The 19,627-nt window shown below is 66.4% G+C and carries 19 protein-coding genes; 8 read left to right on the top strand and 11 right to left on the bottom strand.

The window, feature by feature from the left end:
* Positions 1-110: 110 nt before the first annotated feature.
* The 5 genes from mtnA to ligA all read right to left on the bottom strand — a co-directional run bounded on the left by mtnA (position 111) and on the right by ligA (position 6,055).
* Positions 111-1,175, bottom strand: coding sequence for an S-methyl-5-thioribose-1-phosphate isomerase (gene mtnA, locus ACFX4F_RS08665; protein WP_380654186.1), 1,065 nt, complete (start codon positions 1,173-1,175; stop codon positions 111-113).
* Between the two features lie 46 nt (positions 1,176-1,221).
* Positions 1,222-1,956 (bottom strand): DUF3011 domain-containing protein, encoded by a 735-nt coding sequence (locus tag ACFX4F_RS08670; protein ID WP_205406002.1) that lies wholly within the window; start codon positions 1,954-1,956, stop codon positions 1,222-1,224.
* A gap of 137 nt (positions 1,957-2,093) precedes the next feature.
* The gene (epmA, locus tag ACFX4F_RS08675; protein ID WP_375070080.1) at positions 2,094-3,050 is read right to left on the bottom strand and encodes an EF-P lysine aminoacylase EpmA; all 957 of its coding nucleotides are present in this window, start codon (positions 3,048-3,050) and stop codon (positions 2,094-2,096) included.
* On the bottom strand, positions 3,047-3,532 hold the full coding sequence (locus ACFX4F_RS08680) for a GNAT family N-acetyltransferase (RefSeq protein WP_025876917.1): 486 nt from the start codon (positions 3,530-3,532) through the stop codon (positions 3,047-3,049). Before ACFX4F_RS08680 ends, epmA begins: the two co-directional genes overlap by 4 nt.
* Positions 3,533-3,583: 51 nt before the next feature.
* The gene (gene ligA, locus ACFX4F_RS08685) at positions 3,584-6,055 is read right to left on the bottom strand and encodes an NAD-dependent DNA ligase LigA (protein ID WP_380654264.1); all 2,472 of its coding nucleotides are present in this window, start codon (positions 6,053-6,055) and stop codon (positions 3,584-3,586) included.
* A 181-nt stretch (positions 6,056-6,236) separates the two neighbouring features.
* On the opposite strand from ligA, the gene ACFX4F_RS08690 reads away from it, so the two are divergent.
* A complete protein-coding gene (locus ACFX4F_RS08690; RefSeq protein ID WP_380654191.1) occupies positions 6,237-7,361 on the top strand; it encodes a pyridoxal phosphate-dependent aminotransferase in 1,125 nt (374 codons plus the stop codon).
* Between the two features lie 199 nt (positions 7,362-7,560).
* Here ACFX4F_RS08690 and zipA read toward each other — a convergent pair whose 3' ends face one another.
* The 6 genes from zipA to ACFX4F_RS08720 form a co-directional block, all read right to left on the bottom strand.
* Positions 7,561-8,298 carry a cell division protein ZipA gene (gene zipA / locus ACFX4F_RS08695; protein WP_099820762.1) on the bottom strand — a complete coding sequence of 246 codons (738 nt, stop codon included), beginning with the start codon at positions 8,296-8,298 and terminating at the stop codon, positions 7,561-7,563.
* Positions 8,299-8,344: 46 nt separating this feature from the next.
* Positions 8,345-11,848: a chromosome segregation protein SMC gene (gene smc, locus ACFX4F_RS08700; RefSeq protein ID WP_380654194.1), complete on the bottom strand. Its 3,504-nt coding sequence runs from the start codon at positions 11,846-11,848 to the stop codon at positions 8,345-8,347.
* 402 nt (positions 11,849-12,250) lie between these two features.
* Positions 12,251-12,703, bottom strand: coding sequence for a 50S ribosomal protein L9 (gene rplI, locus ACFX4F_RS08705; protein ID WP_089236101.1), 453 nt, complete (start codon positions 12,701-12,703; stop codon positions 12,251-12,253).
* A gap of 105 nt (positions 12,704-12,808) precedes the next feature.
* The gene (gene rpsR, locus ACFX4F_RS08710; protein ID WP_002804494.1) at positions 12,809-13,039 is read right to left on the bottom strand and encodes a 30S ribosomal protein S18; all 231 of its coding nucleotides are present in this window, start codon (positions 13,037-13,039) and stop codon (positions 12,809-12,811) included.
* Positions 13,040-13,050: 11 nt separating this feature from the next.
* Positions 13,051-13,488: a 30S ribosomal protein S6 gene (rpsF, locus tag ACFX4F_RS08715; RefSeq protein WP_025876882.1), complete on the bottom strand. Its 438-nt coding sequence runs from the start codon at positions 13,486-13,488 to the stop codon at positions 13,051-13,053.
* Between the two features lie 224 nt (positions 13,489-13,712).
* A complete protein-coding gene (locus tag ACFX4F_RS08720; RefSeq protein WP_171954515.1) occupies positions 13,713-14,051 on the bottom strand; it encodes an iron-sulfur cluster assembly accessory protein in 339 nt (112 codons plus the stop codon).
* A gap of 130 nt (positions 14,052-14,181) precedes the next feature.
* On the opposite strand from ACFX4F_RS08720, the gene asnS reads away from it, so the two are divergent.
* The 7 genes from asnS to kynU all read left to right on the top strand — a co-directional run bounded on the left by asnS (position 14,182) and on the right by kynU (position 19,598).
* Positions 14,182-15,576: an asparagine--tRNA ligase gene (asnS, locus tag ACFX4F_RS08725; protein ID WP_099820767.1), complete on the top strand. Its 1,395-nt coding sequence runs from the start codon at positions 14,182-14,184 to the stop codon at positions 15,574-15,576.
* A gap of 33 nt (positions 15,577-15,609) precedes the next feature.
* Complete coding sequence (locus ACFX4F_RS08730) at positions 15,610-15,909, top strand: hypothetical protein (protein WP_006376524.1); 300 nt, start codon at positions 15,610-15,612, stop codon at positions 15,907-15,909.
* A 7-nt stretch (positions 15,910-15,916) separates the two neighbouring features.
* Positions 15,917-16,231, top strand: coding sequence for a hypothetical protein (locus tag ACFX4F_RS08735; protein ID WP_380654200.1), 315 nt, complete (start codon positions 15,917-15,919; stop codon positions 16,229-16,231).
* Positions 16,232-16,240: 9 nt separating this feature from the next.
* On the top strand, positions 16,241-16,879 hold the full coding sequence (locus ACFX4F_RS08740) for an FMN-binding negative transcriptional regulator (RefSeq protein ID WP_380654203.1): 639 nt from the start codon (positions 16,241-16,243) through the stop codon (positions 16,877-16,879).
* Between the two features lie 73 nt (positions 16,880-16,952).
* The gene (gene can / locus ACFX4F_RS08745; protein ID WP_099820769.1) at positions 16,953-17,615 is read left to right on the top strand and encodes a carbonate dehydratase; all 663 of its coding nucleotides are present in this window, start codon (positions 16,953-16,955) and stop codon (positions 17,613-17,615) included.
* A 23-nt stretch (positions 17,616-17,638) separates the two neighbouring features.
* Positions 17,639-18,163 carry a 3-hydroxyanthranilate 3,4-dioxygenase gene (locus ACFX4F_RS08750; protein WP_099820770.1) on the top strand — a complete coding sequence of 175 codons (525 nt, stop codon included), beginning with the start codon at positions 17,639-17,641 and terminating at the stop codon, positions 18,161-18,163.
* A gap of 160 nt (positions 18,164-18,323) precedes the next feature.
* Positions 18,324-19,598, top strand: coding sequence for a kynureninase (gene kynU / locus ACFX4F_RS08755; protein WP_099820771.1), 1,275 nt, complete (start codon positions 18,324-18,326; stop codon positions 19,596-19,598).
* Positions 19,599-19,627: the final 29 nt, after the last annotated feature.

The raw sequence follows: 19,627 nt of genomic DNA on the forward strand, positions 1-19,627 counted from the left end.
TAGGGGGTTCAGCAGCCCCTGTAGAGCCGAGCCCATGCTCGGCTGCGGTGGATTCCCCGGCTGAGCCGAGCATGGGCTCGGCTCTACAGACATGCTCGACCGCGCCCGCGTCAGCCGCCGAAGGCGGCGCGCATGTTCTCCGCGGTCGGGTTCAGGATCACCCCCCGCTCGGTCACGATGGCATCGATCAGCTCGCCCGGGGTGACATCGAACACCGGGTTCCAGGCGGCGATGCCCTCGGCCACGGTGCGGGTGCCGCCCACGCCGTACAGTTCGCCCGGATCACGCTGCTCGATCTCAATTTGGCTGCCGTCCACGGTATCCATGTCCACCGTCGAGGACGGCGCCACCACCATGAACTTCACCCCGTGGTGGCGGGCCGCGATGGCCAGCTGGTAGGTGCCGATCTTGTTGGCGGTATCGCCGTTGGCGCAGATCCGGTCGGCGCCCACGATCACCCACTGCACGGCACCGGTCTTCATCAGGTGCGAAGCGGCCGAGTCGGCGATCAGCGTCGCGTCGATGCCATCCTGCTGCAGCTCCCACACGGTCAGGCGCGCACCCTGCAACCACGGCCGGGTCTCGCCGGCGAACACCCGGACAATGCGGTCCTGGGCCATCCCGGCGCGGATCACGCCCAACGCCGTACCGAAGCCGGCGGTGGCCAGCGAACCGGTATTGCAATGGGTCAACACGCCGCTGCCGGCCTCGATCAGGCCGGCACCGAGGGCGCCCATATGGCGGTTGGCGGCCAGGTCTTCTTCAGCGATGGCCTGTGCCTCGGCCTCCAGCAGCGCCTTCCAGTCGGCACCGGCGGCACTCAGGCAACGCCGCATGCGTGCCAGCGCCCAGGCCAGGTTCACTGCGGTCGGGCGTGAGGCATTCAGCCGCTGCAGCGCCGGTTCCAGCTGCTGCAGGGCGTGCGCGCCGTCGGCGGCCTGCACATTACGTGCGGCCAGCACCACACCCCAGGCGGCAGCGATGCCGATGGCCGGCGCACCGCGCACGGTCAGGGCGTGGATGGCGGCGGCCACCTCATCGCTGTCATGGCAGGCCACATGCTCGACCACGAACGGCAGCTTGCGCTGGTCAAGCAGTTGCAGGGTATCGCCGGTCCACAGGATCGGGCGGATGTGGTCGTAGCGGGCGTAGTCGAGGTCGGTGGCGGTATTCATGGGCCCATTGTAGGGCCACGCCACGCGCGGATGGATCCTGTCCGGATCAGTTCACCGAAAATTCGGCGCGGCAGCCGCCGTCGACCCAGATGCCGTTGCGGTTCCAGCCCCAGGTGCTGCCTTCCTCGCACGGGGTGCTGGAAAGCTGGTTGGAGATGGTGGCGCTGGTGGAGATGCTGGCGCCACAGAAGCGGCGCTTCTTGGACTTGGATTCGCAGGTCAGCCGGCGCGGCATGTCGACGAAACGGCCCTGCTCGTCGGCCACCTCGAAGTCACCCTGGCAACCGCGGGTGGTCCATACCTCATTGCGCTTGTAGCCCCAGCCCTGCCCTTCCCGGCACGGCAGCACCGACAGCTGGCGCAGCAACCGCACCGGCGCACCATCCAGGCGCACCGGGCAACTCTGCGGGCGACCGTTGGACTCACAGCGCACCACCCGCCGCACCAGACGCTTGCGACCCTCGGTCGACGGCGCCGCTGCATCCGTCTCGGCCGGGCGCGCGCGGAACTCGGCACGGCAGCCCAGGGTCACCCACACGCCACTGCGGTCGGTGCCCCACTCGCTGCCACGGATGCAGCTGTTGCTGGACAACTGGCGGATCAGGTCGACGCCGTTGCTGACATCGATATCGCAGTGCACCCAGCCCATGTCGCGGGATTCACAGGTCACCACTTCGCTGTCATAGCCAAGCGACTGCGCCGATGCGGTCGACGGAAGCAGGCCACCCCATATCGCCACGGAGTACATCGGTGCCGCTACGACCGCGAACCACTTGACCAAAGCCTTCCCCATGAATGGATGAACCACGACGCAAGTGTGCGGTATCGGCTGTGATAAGAGCATCATCGTGCTTGCTGAATCAAGCGCGACAAAACGCGTTTTCGTTCAGCCTGCCAGGTCCATGGGAAATCGTCGGGTCATGCGTGGGCGAAATCGAATGCAAGTACATCTGCAATGCGCGGTGTACGGTGCATCGCCATCAACAGGCGATCAATGCCAACGGCAACGCCGGCACAGTCGGGCATCAAAGGCAGTGCATGCAGCAACGCTTCATCCAATGCGGGCTGTACCTGTCCGCGCGCGTGGCGGCGCTGCAGGTCATGCTGGAAACGCGCGCGTTGTTCAGCCGCATCGTTCAGTTCGTGATAACCGTTGGCCAGTTCCACCGCGCCCAGGTACAGCTCGAAACGCTCGGCCAACGGCGGTGTGCCGGCACGGATGCGCGCCAGTGCCGCCTGGCTGGCGGGCCAGTCGTGGACGACGGTCATGACCGCGTCATCGAAATGCGGTTGGATACGGTGGGTCATCAACAGATCCAGCCAGTCATCGCGGGTCAGGCCCACCGGATCGATGTGCACCTCACCCAGCGCAGCGCGCAGCGCTGCCTCATCGGCATCGAACGGGTCCACGCCTGCGTGCTGCTGGAACAGTTCGCGATAGCTCAGCACACGCAACGTCGCGCTGCGCCCCACCAGCGCCAGCGCCTGCCCCACCAGTTCTGCGGTTTCCTGCAGCAGCCGATGGTGGTCCCAGCCAACCCGATACCACTCCAGCATGGTGAACTCGGGATTGTGGCGGCCGCCCGCTTCGCCGTTGCGGAACACCCGGCCCAGCTCATAGCAGTCGCCCACGCCGGCAGCGAGCAGTCGCTTGAGCGGGAACTCCGGCGAGGTGCGCAGCCAGCGGCGGCGACCGCCCGCATCGACGTGGCCGCTGAAATCGGTGTGGAAGCTGTCGATGTTCGGCTCGGTGTTGCCCGCCACCGACAGGATCGGCGTTTCCACCTCCAGCACGCCACGCTCGGCGAAGAAGCGCCGCACCAGTGCATTGAGGGTGGCGCGCTGTTGCAGGCTGCGCAGCAGTGCCTCGCTCACAGGATGCCCTCCGGGCGCGGATGATCCAGCGGCAGGGTCAGCAGATCGCGGGTGTCATCGATGTAGCCGCTGGCCAGATACAGGCGGCGCGCCAGTTCGTTGTGATGATTGACCTCCAACCGCAGCCGGCTCACGCCGCGCCCCCGCGCGCGCTGTTCGCAGATGGCCAGTGCCCGCTTGCCACGGCCACGGCCGCGTGCGCGGTGGCTGAGATAGAGCTCGTCCAGCAGCATGAAATGGCCGCCCTGCTCCAGGCTGAAGCCCATCGCGATCACCGCATAGCCGACGACGGCTGCGGCCTCGTCCAGCCACAGCAGCACTTCACCGTTGCGCGGATCGGCCAGCAGCGCATCGACACCACGGCGCACGCGCGCATCGTCGAATTCGATCTTGTCTTCGGCGTAGAAATCGCGCATCAGCGCGATCAGCAGTTCCTCGTCGGCACGGGTGGCCAAGCGGAAATCCAACGGAGCGGTCTGCATCAGTGTTCCTCTGCGGTTGCGTGCCGGGCGCCTGCGCACCCGGCCGATTCATCATTCGTGTTCGGAGAGGTAGGCCAGCAGGCGCTCTTCATCCCACACCGGAACGCCCAGCGCTTGCGCCTTGTCCAGCTTGGAACCGGCCTCGGTGCCGGCCACCACGAAACTGGTCTTCTTCGACACGTTGCCGGACACCTTGGCGCCCAGCGCCTCCAGGCGCTCCTTGGCCGTATCGCGATTGAGCTGGGCCAGCGTGCCGGTCAGCACCACCGTCTGCCCGTCCAGCGGGCCGGCCACCACTTCGGCCAGGGCTGGTGCGCTGGCCAGGATGTGCTTCATCTCCACTTCGGCCGCCAGCAGCATCGCGCCATGGCCCTCGCTGTCCAGCCAGTCAGCGACGCCTCGCGCGGTGTCATCGGGCAGGCCGGCGTTGACGAACTGGCCGTGTTCGGCGTCCAGCACCGATTGTGCGCTGGGCAGTGCGGCGACCAGCTTCTCGGCACGCAGGCGGGTGATGCCGGGAATCTCCGCTTCCACCAGCAGCTGGGCCAGGTCAAGTCCTTCGCGCAGCCTTGCGCTCGGCGGATGCACGTCGCTGATACGTACCTGCCCTACCTGCAGCAGTGCATCGATGGCCTGCTGGTTGCCCTCCTGCTCGAAGAAGTGACCCAACGAACGTGCCACCTCGCCACCGATATCCGGAACGCGCTTGAACAGCGGCCACGGCAGACGGCGGATCAACGCCAGATCGCCAAACCACTGTGCCAGCGCCTTGGCGGTGCTCTCGCCGACGTGCTCGATACCCAGTGCGAACAGCAGTCGTTCCAGCGTCGCGTCACGGCTGGCGTCGATCGCAGCAATCAGGTTGTCGGCCCACTTGGTGGCGATCTTCTTCGTGTTCCATTCGAAGGCTGCCGGCTGCGCCAGTGCCTGTGCGCGCCATCCGGCATCGTTGCCATCCAGCTTCAACACGGCGTTGAGCACCGCGCCGCTGCCTTCGGCTGGCAGGTGTAGTTTCAGACTGGCCGCCAGTGCCGATGGGTCTTCAGCATCCAGCACCAGCTTCAGGTGCAGCAGCTGGTCACGGCTGAGGCGGTACAGATCGGCCACGCTCTTGACGATGCCGGCGTCCACCAGGGTTTCGATGTACTTGTCGCCAAGGCCGTCGATATCCATCGCACGTCGGGAGGCGAAATGGGCGATGGCTTCCTTGCGCTGTGCCGGGCAGGACAGCTCGCCCGAGCAGCGCCAGGCAGCAGCGCCTTCCTCGCGCACGATCTCCGAGCCGCATACCGGGCAGCTGGCCGGCATCTGCCAGGGCGTAGTGCCCGCAGGGCGGCGATCGAGGATGACGCTGACCACTTCCGGGATCACATCGCCGGCACGTCGCACGATCACGCTGTCGCCCACGCGCACGTCCAGCCGTGCGATCTGGTCAGCGTTGTGCAGGGTGGCGTTGGAGACGATCACTCCAGCCACCGCTACCGGCGCAAGACGTGCCACCGGCGTGGCAGCACCGGTGCGGCCGATCTGGATTTCGATGGCTTCCAGGGTAGTGCTCTGTTCCTGCGCCGGGAACTTGTGCGCGATGGCCCAGCGCGGTGCACGCGAAACGAAGCCCATGGTCTGCTGGCCGGCGCGATCATCGAGCTTGTAGACCACACCATCGATATCGAATGCCAGGCTGTCGCGACGCTCGCCGATGTCCCGGTAATAGGCCAACAGGCCGTCGCTGCCCTCCACCACCTTGCACAGGTCGCTGACCGGGAAGCCCCATTCGCGCAGCTGTGCCAGCGTGCCCGAATGCGTATCGGGCAACTCACCGCCCTGTACTTCACCGGTACCGTAGGTGAAGAAGCTGAGCCTGCGCTGCGCGCTGATCTTCGGGTCAAGCTGGCGCAGCGAACCGGCGGCGGCATTGCGCGGATTGGCCAGCACCTTGCCGCCGTGCAGGCGCGCGCGTTCGTTGTAGGCCTCGAAGTCGGCGCGGGCCATGTAGACCTCGCCACGCACTTCCAGCACATCCGGCCAGTCCTTGCCTTTCAGGCGTTTGGGGATGTCACCGATCTCGCGCAGATTGGCGGTCACGTCCTCGCCGGTGCTGCCATCGCCACGGGTGGCGCCCAGCACGAAATGGCCGTCCTCGTAACGCAGGCTGATCGCCAGGCCGTCCATCTTCGGTTCGGCGGAAAAACGCAGGGTGCCGCGGCGCAGACGCTCATCGATGCGGCGCACGAAGTCGGCGACTTCCTCATCGCTGAAGGCATTGGACAGCGACAGCATCGGCACGGCATGGGTGACTTCTGCGAAGCGTCCCGACGGCCGGGCGCCCACCTGCTGGGTCGGGCTGTCGGCACGGGCAAGATCGGGATGCTCGCGCTCCAGCGCCTCCAGCTCACGCACCAGACGGTCGTAGTCGACGTCGGGGATCTCCGGCGCATCCAGCTCGTGATAGGCGCGGTTGGCCTGGGCGATCTGCCGGCGCAGGTCTTCGGCACGTTCGGCGGGGCTGGGGCTCATCGGAATCCGCGGGTTCTGGGATGGCCGGGAATTCTACCGCGCCTGCGCGTTAGGCCCTGTCTGCGGCGTCGAGCCAGGCTCAACGGGCGGCGAACAGCAGGCGTGCGCGGCTCGACTCTGGACAACCGCTTGCCGGTAATCATTGCCAGCGCTAGCGTGCGTCGATAGCCCTTCAGGAACCGCGCCTGTGACCCTGCCCGCCTCCCGCCGCCACTTCCTGCAACTGGCCGGCGCCGGTCTCGCTCTTGCCAGCAGCGGCCTGCCTCGGCCCGCCCTGGCACAGCCAGCAACTGTGGCCCCGCCAACCGCCAATGAAGGCGCGGTACTGCTGAATTTCAACGAGTGCCCGTATGGCCCCTCGCCCGCCGCACAGCAGGCGGCGCGCGACAGCATCGCCAGCTGCGGGCGTTACCGCTTCGCCTTGGCCGGTGAGGTGCGCGATGCCTTCATCGCCCAGGCCGGCGTTCCCGCCGACCACGTGCGCCTGTATCCGGGCTCCAGCGAGCCGCTGAACCGCGCGGCGACGATGTGGACCGGCCCGCAGGCGGGCCTGGTGGTGGCCGACCCGACCTTCGAGACATTGGGTGAGATGGCAGCCGCGCGCGGCGCGCATGTGCAGAAGGTGCCGCTGCGCAGCGATGGTGCGCACGACCTGCGCGCGATGGTGGCCGCCGCGCACGCGCGACCGACTGGCCTGCTGTACGTGTGCAATCCCAACAACCCCACCGGCTCGATCAGTCCCCCCGACGAACTGGCTTGGCTGCTGGCCAACAAGCCGGTCGGCACCCGCGTGCTGCTGGACGAGGCCTACCTGCAGTACAGCGAACAGCCCAGCCTGATTGCGCAGGTGGCCCGGCGCGATGACCTGATCGTGCTGCGCACCTTCTCCAAGCTGTACGGCATGGCCGGCCTGCGTCTTGGCGTGGCGGCAGCACATCCCGAGCGCCTGCGCGAGCTGGCCAGCCTGGGCGAGAACCCGCTGCCGGTGCCTGCGCTTGCGGCGGCACTGGCCAGCCTGCGTGACCCGCAGCTGGTTCCGCAGCGACGCCTGCAGAATGCCAAGGCCCGGCAGACCACCATCGCCTGGCTGGGCAAGCGTGGCTTCCACTGCCTGCCGACGGAAGCGAACTGCTTCGTGGTGGATGTGCAACGTGACGGCGCGGCCTTCGCCAAAGCCATGGCGGACAACGGCGTGGTGATCGGCCGCAGCTGGCCGATCTGGCCGCAGCGCGTGCGCGTGACCGTGGGCACCGAGGAAGAGATGGTGCGCTTCCGCAGCGCGTTCGCGAAGGTGGCGGGCGTACCGGCCTGACCCGGTTGGTGGGGGCGAACCTTGATTCGCCCCATCCACGCATGGCGTGGATCTACTACCGGCAGAACCTTGGTTCCCCCGTCCACGCATGGCGTGGATCTACTACTGGCAGAACCTGAGTGCCCCCATCCACGCATGGCGTGGATCTACGGGTCTGGTGGGTGCCGACCGTTGGTCGGCACGCCAGGATCTGCTGCGCTTACCAGCGCGGCGTCTTGGTCAGCGGCGGGGCCTGGTGCTGGCGGTCATAGGCGCGCAGCTCATCACGGATGTGGGCGATGCGCTGGCGACCGAGCGCGTTGCGGCCGTCATCCAGTACCACGCCATCCAGCAGCTCGGCCATGCGCTGCACGGTCGGCAGCATCTTCTCCCAGGCGTCCAGCGCGGTCAGCGGCGCCGGCAGGGTCAGGAAGAAGGCGATGGCCGGGGTTTCCATGGCGCGGATGTTGCCCATGTCGAAGCTGCCCGGCTTCATGATGCTGGCCATCGAGAAGATCGGGCCGCGTTCGGGATGCCCCTCGACCAGCCGGTGGAACACATTCATGTGGCCAAACACCAGGCCGGTCTTTTCCGCGGCCACGACGATGTCTTCGCCACGCAGCTGTTCGCCGGCGCGGGCGGCCACGAACAATGAAACGATCTTGTCGAAATCCTGGGTCGCGCGCTTGCCCAGATCGCTCGCCGCGCCATCAACATCGGGCAGCCCCAATTCGGCCTGCTCGACCGTCTCGCCCATGCCAGGCTCGACGCGGGCGTCGGCCACGGGTACGCCATCCTCGCCCAGCACCGGCTCGCGGCGCTCGCCGCTGGTCGGCTCGGCGCTGTCCAGACGACGGCCCTGGGGCTTCTTCTTGGGACGGCCAAACAGGAAGATCGCAGCGACCAACAGCAGGCCGGCGGCCAGGATGCCGATGCGCAACAGTGCCGTGTCGGACATTCGTTAGGTTCTCCGGCTAGTTCATTCAGGTAACTAGGATGGCACGTCAGGCCGCGCCCGCCAATCGCGCGGCTTCTTCCAGGTCCACGCTGACCAGGCGGCTGACGCCCGGTTCGCGCATCGTCACGCCCGACAACTGGTGCGCTGCTTCCATCGTGGCCTTGTTGTGGCTGACGAACAGGAACTGCACCTTCTCGCTCATTTCCTTGACCATGTTGGCCAGGCGGCCGACGTTGGCTTCATCCAGCGGCGCGTCCACCTCGTCCAGCAGGCAGAACGGCGCCGGGTTGAGCTGGAAGATCGCAAACACCAGCGCCACGGCGGTCATCGCCTTTTCGCCACCGGACAGCAGCGAGATGCTCGACACCCGCTTGCCCGGGGGGCGCGCCATGATGGTCACACCGGTGTCGAGAAGGTCTTCGCCGGTCAGTTCCAGGTAGGCGTGGCCGCCGCCGAACAGGCGCGGATACAGGGCCTGCACACCGGCATTGACCCGATCGAAGGTGTCCTTGAAACGGCCGCGGGTCTCGCGGTCGATCTTGCGGATCGCATCTTCCAGGGTCTCCAGCGCCGTGGTCAGATCCACGTGCTGGGCGTCCAGATACTCCGAGCGCTGCGAGGCTTCGCCATATTCGTGGATCGCGGCCAGGTTGACCGGCTCCAGCCGGCGCATGCGGCCATCGATCTGGTGCACGGCTTGTTCCCAGTCGCCCAGGCGCGCGTCTTCGGGCAGCGTGTTGATCACATCCTGCAGTACGAAACCGGCCTTCTCCACTGCGCCCTGCAGGGTTTCGGCACTGAGCACCAATGCCTGCTGGTCCAGCTTGCGCTGCGAAATGCGCTCGCGCTGGGACAACGCCTGCTCGTCGCGCTGGTGGCGGGTCTGCTCGTAATTGCGCAGCTCGGCGTCGATGCCGTCCAGCAGCGTGCGCGCCTCGGTCAGCACGCGATCGGCACGCACACGCTCTTCCAAGGCGTTCTGGTGCTCTGCCTGCAGCGACTCGACCGGTGTATCGCCTTCGTCCAGCTGCGAATGCAGTTCGCCCAGGCGCGAATCCAGCTGGCTACGCTGGGTACTCATGCGTTCCAGCGCCTGGCTCAACGAGGCCACCTGGGCGCGCTGCGATTCCAGGGTCAGGGCCAACGCGTGCGAACGCTCGCGTACCACGCGGGCGGCGTCGCGGGCCAGATCACGCGCCTCGGTCAACTGACGGCGTTCGCCCTCCAGGCCCTGCCGGTTCGACTCCAGGTCGCCCATGCTGTTGACCGCATTCTCCAGCCGCGAACGCGCTTCCCGCGCCTGTTCGCGATTGATGTCCAGGGTCTCCAGCAACTGGCTGAGCTCGCCTTCGATGCGGTCGATGCGCGTACGTGCCGCCTCGACCTTGCCCTGCTGGCCCTGCAGCTGGCCGGCCAGTTCGGACACCGCGCGGTGCGCCAGGTACAGCGCCCGCTGCGCATCCTCGCGCTGCTGTTCGGCGGCCAGCAGGTGCTCACGGAAACCGGCCAGCTGTTCTTCCAGTTCGGCTTCGCGCGACTGCAGCTGCTCGATCTGCTCGCGCAGCTCGTTGATTTCGCGTTCGCGCAGCAACGCGCCCTGCTTGGCGGCGCCGGAGCGCGATACGCGCACCCAGCCCTCGCCCAGACGCTCGCCGCCCTGGGTGATGATGGAATCGCCCTCAGGCAGGCTGGCCTGCAGCGCGTTGGCTTCGGCGAGGTCGCGCGCGCCGTGCAGTCGCGCAAGCAGGCGACGGATCGGCGCCGGGCCGCGCACGCGTGCCGCCAGCGAGGTCGGCGCGACCTTCAGGTCCGCGCCGTCATTGGCGACCAGCGCGATGCGGCCTTCGCCCAGCTCGCCCAGCGCGTCGACCAGGCTGGCGGGGTCATCGACCAGAACGCCTTCGATCAATTGGCCGAGGGCGCTTTCCACCGCGTTTTCCCAACCGGCATCGACATCCAGGCGCTCGCCCACGCGTGCGGCCGAATCCAGGCCACGCGACTTCAGCCAGGCCACCGCCGCGCCCTGCTCCTGGCCGAGTGCGGCCTGCTGCAGGGTTTCCAGCGAGGACAGGCGCCCGCGCAGACCATTGACCTGCTTGCGCAGTTCGGCCAGTTCGTTCTGGCCGCTGCGCTGCTGCTCCTGCACGGCAGCGACACCGTGCTTGCGCTCCTCGACCTGTTCGGTCAGCTCATCCAGCGCGGTCTTCTGCGTGTCGTGCTGCAGATGCAGTTGTTCGAAGACTTCATCCAGCGCATCCACGTCAAGGCCTGCGCGCTCGGCCGCCAGCGCTTCGCGGCGACGATCGGCGTCAAGGATCTGCTTGTCCAGGTAGTCCACGCGGGTGCGCTCGACCTCGCCGGCGCGCGAGGCTTCCGAGCTCTGCGACGTGTGCTGCTCCCAACGCTGCTGCCAATCGGACAACCGCGCTTCGGCCTCGCGCAGGCCTTCCTGCTTGATCTCGTTCTCTTCCTGCAGCGCTTCCAGCTGCGGGGTGGCCGCATCGACCGCTTCGCGCAGCACCAGCAGCTTGGCTTCGTCACCACTGATGTGCTGGCCCAGTTCGGCCAGTGCCTGGCGGGTTTCATCGCGCGCCTTGTGCAGGCGCTGCGACAGTTCGCGCTGGTGCTGGATCTGCTGTTCGAGACGGGCCAGCGTGCTGCCCACCTGGTAGACCTCGGCCTGCGCGGCATTGAGCGCGTCTGCAGCCTCCTCGCGGCGCACACGCGAGGTCTCGATCCGCGCCTCTGCGTCACGCTGGTCGGCAATCAGCTGCTGAAGCTTGGTTTCTTCTTGCGACAGGCCTTCGCGCAGCTTGGACAGGCGACCATCCAGGCCGCGGTATTCCAGCGCCTTCCACTCGGCGTCCTTGACCCGGCGCTCTTCCTGCAGCGTCTGGTACTGCTCGGCCTGTTTGGCCTGCCGCTTGAGGTGTTCAAGCTGCTTGGTGATTTCCTCGCGCAGATCGCCAAGGCGGTCCAGGTTCTCGCGGGTGTGGCGGATGCGCGTCTCGGTTTCCTTGCGGCGCTCCTTGTACTTGGAGATTCCGGCGGCCTCTTCCAGGTACACGCGCAGGTCTTCCGGGCGCGCCTCGATGATCTGGCTGATCATGCCCTGCTCGATGATCGAGTAGCTGCGCGGGCCCAGGCCGGTGCCGAGGAACAGGTCGGTGATGTCGCGGCGGCGGCACTTGGTGCCGTTGAGGTAGTAGTTGCTGCTGCCGTCGCGACTGACGGTGCGCTTGACCGAGATCTCGTTGAACGAGGCGTACTCGCCGGAAATCGTGTGATCCGAATTGTCGAAGATCAGCTCGACGGTGGCCTGCGACACCGGCTTGCGGGCATTGGAACCGGAGAAGATCACGTCGGTAAGCGAGTCACCCCGCAGGCGGCTGGCCGAACTCTCGCCCATGACCCAGCGCACCGCATCGATGATGTTCGACTTGCCGCAGCCATTGGGGCCCACCACGCCGGTCATGTTGGTCGGCAGGTGCAGGGTGGTCGGATCGACGAAGGACTTGAAGCCGGACAGCTTGATCGTGGAAAGACGCATGGCGTGATTGGGTTCCGGGCAAGGGCCTTACGGCCGCCACCATAGTGGATGTCAGGTCAGCCAGCACCTCAAGCCATTGATTTCAAAAGAATTCAACAGGGCCAAGGGTGACGCAATGGAATGAGTATAGCGGGGCCAATGTTCCACGGGCGGGATGACGGGAGGAGGAAGCTCCGCGCTCACGCCCGCTCCTGCTCTCCGGCGTCGCCGCAGGCCGCTCCGGATGCCGACGCGTGTCCGGAAAATGGAAGCAAGGTGTTGATATTCATGGATTCATGCTGAATCCGCCGGCACATGCGTCACCCGCCAAGCACCGGCCCGGCCAGGTCGCCTTCGCCCAAAACAAAAACGGGCACCCTTGCGGGCGCCCGTTCTGGTGATACCAGGCCTTGCGGCGTGGGATCAGGCCTTTTCGGCTTCAACCACGACCTTGACGGTGGTCTCGACGTCCGCGTGCAGGTGCACCAGGACTTCGTACTCGCCAATGTTGCGGAAGGCGCCTTCGCCCAGGATGACTTCGCTCTTGCTCAGCGGCAGGCCAGCAGCGGTGAAGGCATCGGCGATTTCGCGGGCGCCGACCGAGCCGTACAGCTTGCCTTCGGTCGAAGCGTTGGCGGCGACGGTCACGCTCGCGCCTTCCAGCTTGGCCTTGCGGGCTTCAGCGTCGGCGTGAATGGACTGGGCCTTGGCTTCGTAATCAGCGCGCTTGGCTTCGAACTCGGCCTTGTTGCTCTCGGTGGCCGGAACGGCCTTGCCCTGCGGCACGAGGAAATTACGGCCGTAGCCCGGCTTCACGTCGACCAGGTCGCCGAGGTTGCCGAGGTTGGTGACTTTCTGCAGGAGGATCAGCTGCATGGTATTGCTCCAGATAAGTTATTCGTTAGCGAGGCGCGGGCCCCGCAACAAAGGCTGTCCGAATAGCTGGCACAGCGGGGGCAGCGCGGAGCTGCCCCGCCGGCATCAGACGTCGTGGTTGTCGGTGTACGGAATCAGGGCCAGGAAGCGAGCGCGCTTGACGGCGGTCGCCAGCTGACGCTGGTACTTCGACTTGGTACCGGTGACGCGGCTCGGCACGATCTTGCCGTTCTCGGTCAGGTACTGGCGCAGGGTGTTGAGATCCTTGTAGTCGATCTCCTTGACACCTTCGGCCGTGAACTTGCAGAACTTGCGGCGACGGAAGAACTTGGACATGTCAGTGCTCCTTAGGCGGCCGAAGCGGCGTCGTCGCCGGCATCGTTGTCAGCGGCGGGGGTGGTTTCGCCTTCTTCGTCATCACGACGACGACGCTCACCACGCTCGGGCTTGTCGCCCTTCTCGTCCTTGCTCTTCATGATCAGCGACTGCTCGGTGTCAGCCTCGTCACGCTTGATGACCAGGTTGCGCAGCACGGCGTCGTTGAAGCGGAAGCTCTCGGTCAGTTCGGTCAGAACAGCCTGGTCGACTTCGATGTTCAGCAGCACGTAGTGCGCCTTCACCAGGTTCTGGATCGGGTACGCCAGCTGGCGGCGGCCCCAGTCTTCCAGACGGTGGATGGTGCCGTTGCCGTTCTCGACCAGCGACTTGTAGCGCTCGATCATGGCCGGGACCTGCTCGCTCTGGTCCGGGTGGACCATGAACACGATTTCGTAATGACGACTCATGTTTTTCTACCTTTCGGATGTGGCCTTGCGGCCGGACAGCCCCCCGCCGTTGATACCGCGGTGGGGCAAGGGATCCTGCCAGGGAGGCAGGAAGCCGCGCATTATGGCGCAGATGGGGGGGCTGGGCAACCGGTGCGTAACCGGGCCAGCTGAACCGGGGGCGCCCTGCTCCCGTGCCGACCAAGGTCGGCAGCTACCAAAGCGGGGCCAGGCCCCGCCAGCACTCAGGCCTTGTCGGCGTCGGTGGTGAAGCTCTCGCCGCAGCCGCACTCGGCGGTGGCATTCGGGTTGCTGAACGTGAAGGTCTCGCTCAGGCCGTGCTTGCCGAAGTCGATCACGGTGCCGTCCACCAAGGCCAGGCTCTTGGCGTCGACGTAGATCTTCACCCCGTCCTGGTCGAACACGGTGTCGTCCGCGCGCTCGTCGCGGGCCAGGTCGGTGATGTGGCCCCAGCCGGAGCAGCCGGTCTTGGTCACGCCAAAGCGCAGGCCCAGCGCGCCGGGGGTCTGGGCGACGAAGCGCTGTACGCGCTCGAAGGCAATAGGGGTCAGGCGGACAGCCATGATGGATCACTCCAGAGGTACCGGGACATTATAGGGAGCCGATGACCGCAGAAATGCCTCGCAAGCAGAACGCTGCAACCGGTAAACTCCCGTGTTCAGAGATCGAGTCGATCAGCAGAGGATTCAAGTCATGACGGTGGTCAGCGTTGAACATGCGCTTGCCGGGAAGATCCCGGAAGGTGGCGAAGTCACGGTACGCGGTTGGGTGCGCACGGTGCGCGGTTCAGCAAATCTGGCTTTCGTGAATGTGACCGACGGCTCCTGCTTCGCCCCGATCCAGGTCGTGGCCGGCGACGCGCTGGCCAACTTCGACGAAATCAAGCGCCTGACCACCGGCTGCTCGCTGGTGGCCACCGGCACTTTGGTGAAGTCGCAGGGCAAGGGCCAGTCGTTTGAGATCCAGGCCAGCGCGGTCGAGGTGGTCGGCTGGGTCGAAGACCCGCTCACCTACCCGATCCAGCCCAAGCCGATGACGCCGGAGTTCCTGCGTGAAGTGGCGCACCTGCGCCCGCGCACCAACCTGTTCGGCGCGGTCACCCGCATCCGCAACTGCCTGGCCCAGGCCGTGCACCGCTTCTTCCACGAGAACGGCTTCAACTGGATCAGCACCCCGATCATCACTACCTCCGATGCCGAAGGCGCCGGCCAGATGTTCCGCGTGTCCACCCTGGACATGGTGAATCTGCCGCGTGATGCCCAGGGCGGGATCGACTTCAGCCGCGACTTCTTCGGCAAGGAAACCTTCCTGACCGTGTCCGGCCAGCTGAACGTCGAGGCTTACTGCCTGGCGCTGAGCAAGGTGTACACCTTCGGCCCGACCTTCCGCGCCGAGAACAGCCACACCACCCGCCACCTGGCGGAGTTCTGGATGATCGAGCCGGAAATCGCCTTCGCCGACCTGGCCGAAGACGCACGCCTGGCCGAAGAATTCCTGAAGTACCTGTTCCGCGCAGTGCTCAACGAGCGCGGCGACGACCTGGCCTTCATCGCCGAGCGCGTGGACAAGAACGCGATCACCAAGCTGGAAGACTTCATCAACGCGCCGTTCGAGCGCATCGACTACACCGATGCGGTCGCCCTGCTGCAGAAGTCCGGCAAGAAGTTCGACTTCCCGGTCGAATGGGGCCTGGACCTGCAGACCGAGCACGAGCGCTGGCTGACCGAGGAACACGTCGGCCGCCCGGTGGTGGTGACCAACTACCCCGAGCACATCAAGGCCTTCTACATGCGCCTGAACGATGACGGCAGGACCGTCGCCGCGATGGACGTGCTGGCCCCGGGCATCGGCGAGATCATCGGTGGCAGCCAGCGCGAAGAGCGTCTGGATGTGCTGGATGCACGCATGGCGCAGTTCGGCCTGGATCGCGAGCATTACAGCTGGTACCGCGATTTCCGCCGCTACGGCTCGGTACCGCACGCCGGTTTCGGCCTCGGCTTCGAGCGCCTGGTGGTCTACGTCTGCGGCCTGTCCAACATCCGCGATGCGATCCCCTACCCGCGCGCCCCGGGCAGCGCGGACTTCTAAGCCCACACGCCCGACCACGGAGGTACTGCCCCCATGACCCTGTTCTTCGCCCTGTGTTTCGTCGGCGTGGCAGTGGCCGGGTTCAGTGCCTTCGTGATTTTCTGGCCGCTGACCCTGGTGCATGTGCGCGACCGCCATCCGGCGCTGGCGCAGCGCTTCGGCAGTGGCGCCTTCCTCAAGCCCGATGCGCTGGGCTGGCTGCTGCGGCGCGAATACCGCACCCAGCCGGACCGCTCGCTGTCCGGGCTGGCGACGCCCGCCTGGGTATCGCTGCTGACCCTGCTGGCCGGACTGGGCATGGCTGCCCTGCTCTGGCTGGCCTCGCTCTGGTAAGACACACATGAACGACCTTTCCCACGCCCGCGACAGCTGGTGGCTGGCCAGCCTCGGCAACACCCTGATCTGGGCACGCCTGCGCATCCGCGAGGCCGGCACCGCCGAAGTGCTCGACAGCGACGGCAATACGCTGAGCTACGACAGCGAGGACACCGCCCGCTCGCAGCTGTTCGACGCCGAGTTCGTCGAGTACGACGGCCTGGACGAAGAAGATGCGCTGGTACGCGGCTTCTCGCTGCATGAGGTGCAGCCACCGCAGGCGGGCAGCGACGAAGGCCTGCGCGGGCGCATGGTGCAGTCACTCGGCAGTAGCGCCTGAGGCCAACCGATGTTCACCCCGCGCGCTTTCGCACAGACCGACCTGCAGTGGCTGGATCGCCTGTTGGCGCGTGATCCATTCGTCACCGTGCTCACCGCCGGTGGCGACGGCCTGCCTGAACTGACCCGGCTGCCGGTGCTGTACCAGCGCGACGGCAACCACATCGAGCTGCGCGGCCACTGGGCCCGCGCCAACCCGCAGGCACGCCACAGCGGTGCGGCCAAGGTGCTGGTGGACGGGCCGCATGGCTATATCTCGGCCAGCTGGTACCCGGACAAGGAGCCTGCCGCGCGGGTGCCTACCTGGAACTACGCCGCCGCCGAGCTGCGCGGCCAGCTGCAGACCTTCGATGATACCGATGCCCTGGCCCAGCTGGTCAGCGATACCGGTGACCGCTTCGAAGCCAGCGTCGGTCAGGCGTGGAAGTTCGAACCCCAGCGCGACGACCACCGCCGCCAGCTGCGCGGCATCATCGGCTTCCGCTTCACCGTCGAACAGGTGCAGCTGACGTTGAAGCTGAGCCAGAACCACCCCGAGGCCAACCAGCAGGCGGTGATGGCCGAGCTGGAACGCCTGGACAATCCCCATTCCACCGAACTGGCGCAGTGGATGCGCCGGTATCGCGACGAAGCCGCCGCAGGCAGCTGAGCGCCCTGTTTCCCGCGACGACGCGACCAGAACGGCCGCGCCTTGCCCCCACCCGACGTCAGGGACCCCGAACATGAAAGACATCCACAAGCTGCTGCAGAACAACCGCGACTGGGCGGACCGGATCGAGAAGGAAGACCCGGACTTCTTCCATCAGCTGGCCAAGCAGCAGCATCCGGAATACCTGTGGATCGGCTGCTCCGACTCGCGCGTGCCGGCCAACCAGATCATCGGCATGGCTCCGGGCGAAGTGTTCGTGCATCGCAACGTAGCCAACGTGGTGGTGCACACCGACCTGAACTGCCTCAGCGTGATCCAGTACGCCGTGGACCAGCTGAAGGTGAAGCACATCCTGATCGTCGGCCACTATGGCTGCGGCGGCGTGCACGCCAGCTTGAACAACACGCGGGTGGGCCTGGCCGACAACTGGTTGCGCCATGTCGGTGACGTGGCACAGAAGCACGCGGCGATCATGGACGCGATCGAGGAGCCGGAGCTGAAGCATGCACGCCTGTGCGAACTGAACGTGATCGAGCAGGTGGTCAACGCCTGCCGCTCGACGATCGTGCAGGACGCCTGGGCACGCGGCCAGAAGCTGATGGTGCACGGCTGGGTGTACAGCCTGAAGGATGGCCGCGTGCGCGAAATGGGCATCGACGTGGGCGCGCCGGAAGACCTGCAGCCTGCGTATGAGAAGGCCCTGTCCTACGTTCCGCGCCACGGCCGGCGCGACTGACCCTTCCTCCCACGGACATCCCCATGCTTGCCTCCCCCATCAACCTGCTGGGCTGGATCGAGGAAAACCGGCATCTGTTGAAGCCGCCGGTCGGCAACAAGATGATCGACAACGGCGATTTCATCGTGATGGTGGTCGGCGGACCGAACAGCCGCACCGATTTCCACTACGACGAAGGACCGGAGTGGTTCTATCAGTTGGAAGGCGAAATGGTGCTGAAGGTGCAGGAGGATGGCGCGGTGCGCGATATCCCGATCCGCGCTGGCGAAATCTTCCTGCTGCCGGGCAAGGTGCCGCACTCACCGCGGCGCCCACCCGGCGGCGTCGGCCTGGTGGTGGAACGCAAGCGCCTGCCGCATGAACGCGATGGCGTGATCTGGCATTGCGAGCGCTGCAACCACAAGCTGTACGAAGAGTACTTCACGCTGCAGAACATCGAAACCGACCTGCCGAAGGTGTTCGCGCGCTACCAGGCCAGCCTGGAACTGCGCACCTGCAGCGAGTGCGGCCACGTGGATCCGTTGCCGGCACCAGCGCGGGCTGGCTGACAATCCGCCCTTGTAGAGCCGAGCCCATGCTCGGCTGTGGGCCCACGTAGCCGAGCATGGACTCGGCTCTACAGGCTTGGCGGCATGCATGCTTCCCCGCCACCGGCTACGCCATGCCAGGCGCTACACTGACAGCCCCGTTGCAGCCTGTTGCCCGACCATGTCCGACCTGCTCAGCCGCACCCACGCCATTGCCCTTGATGCCGCCGATCCGCTGCGGCCGCTGCGGCAGGAATTCCTGATTCCGCGCCACGGTGGTGGTGAGCAGACCTACTTCGTCGGCAACTCGCTGGGCCTGCAACCGCGCGGCGCGCAGGCGGCGGTGCAGGAAGTGATGAAGCAGTGGGGCGAACTGGCGGTGGAAGGCCACTTCACCGGACCGACCCAATGGCTGTCGTACCACCGACTGGTCAGCGCACAGTTGGCGCGCGTCGTCGGCGCCCTGCCCAGCGAAGTCGTGGCGATGAACACACTGAGCGTGAACCTGCACCTGATGATGGTCAGCTTCTACCGGCCGACGGCCGAACGCCCGGTGATCCTGATGGAAGCCGGCGCGTTCCCGACTGACCGCCATGCAGTGGAAGCACAGATCCGCTTCCATGGCTTCGACCCGGCAGACTGTCTGGTGGAAGTGCAGCCGGATGAAGCCAACGGCACGATCTCGATGACCGCGATCGAACGCGCGATCGCCACGCACGGTCCGCGCCTGGCGCTGGTGCTGTGGCCTGGCGTGCAGTACCGCAGCGGCCAGGCCTTCGACCTGGATGCGATCACCCGCGCCGCACGCCTGCAGGGTGCGCGCATCGGCTTCGATCTGGCGCACTCAGTCGGCAACCTGCCGCTGCGCCTGCATGACGTCGCCCCGGACTTCGCCGTGTGGTGCCACTACAAATACCTCAACAGCGGCCCGGGCGCCGTGGCCGGTGCCTTCGTGCACGAGCGCCATCATCGCGACACCACGCTGCCGCGCTTTGCCGGCTGGTGGGGCCATGACGAGGCCACCCGCTTCCAGATGGCGCCGCAGTTCCAGCCCGCAGTCGGTGCCGAGGGCTGGCAGCTGAGCAATCCGCCGATCCTCGGCCTGGCGCCGCTGCGTGCGTCGCTGGACCTGTTCGAACGTGCCGGCATGGAATCGCTGCGCAGCAAGTCGCTGGCACTGACCGGCCTGCTCGACGCACTGGTACGCGCGCGCCTGCCGCAGGTATTGGAGATCGTCACCCCGGCCGAGCCGGAGCGCCGCGGCTGCCAGCTGTCGCTGCGGGTGATCGGCGGCCGCGAGCGTGGGCGCGCCCTGTTCGAGCACCTGCGTGCCATCGGCGTGCTGGGTGACTGGCGCGAGCCGGACGTCATCCGCATCTCACCCACTCCGCTCTACAACCGCTACCTGGACGTGCACCATTTCGTCGAGGAAGTGGAAGCCTGGGCCGGCCTGTAAGCCGCCCTCCCCTACTGCTGGACAGTTCG

Origin of the sequence: Stenotrophomonas sp. YIM B13575 (assembly GCF_042787595.1) — a bacterium.
Classification (GTDB): Bacteria; Pseudomonadota; Gammaproteobacteria; order Xanthomonadales; family Xanthomonadaceae; genus Stenotrophomonas; species Stenotrophomonas lactitubi_B.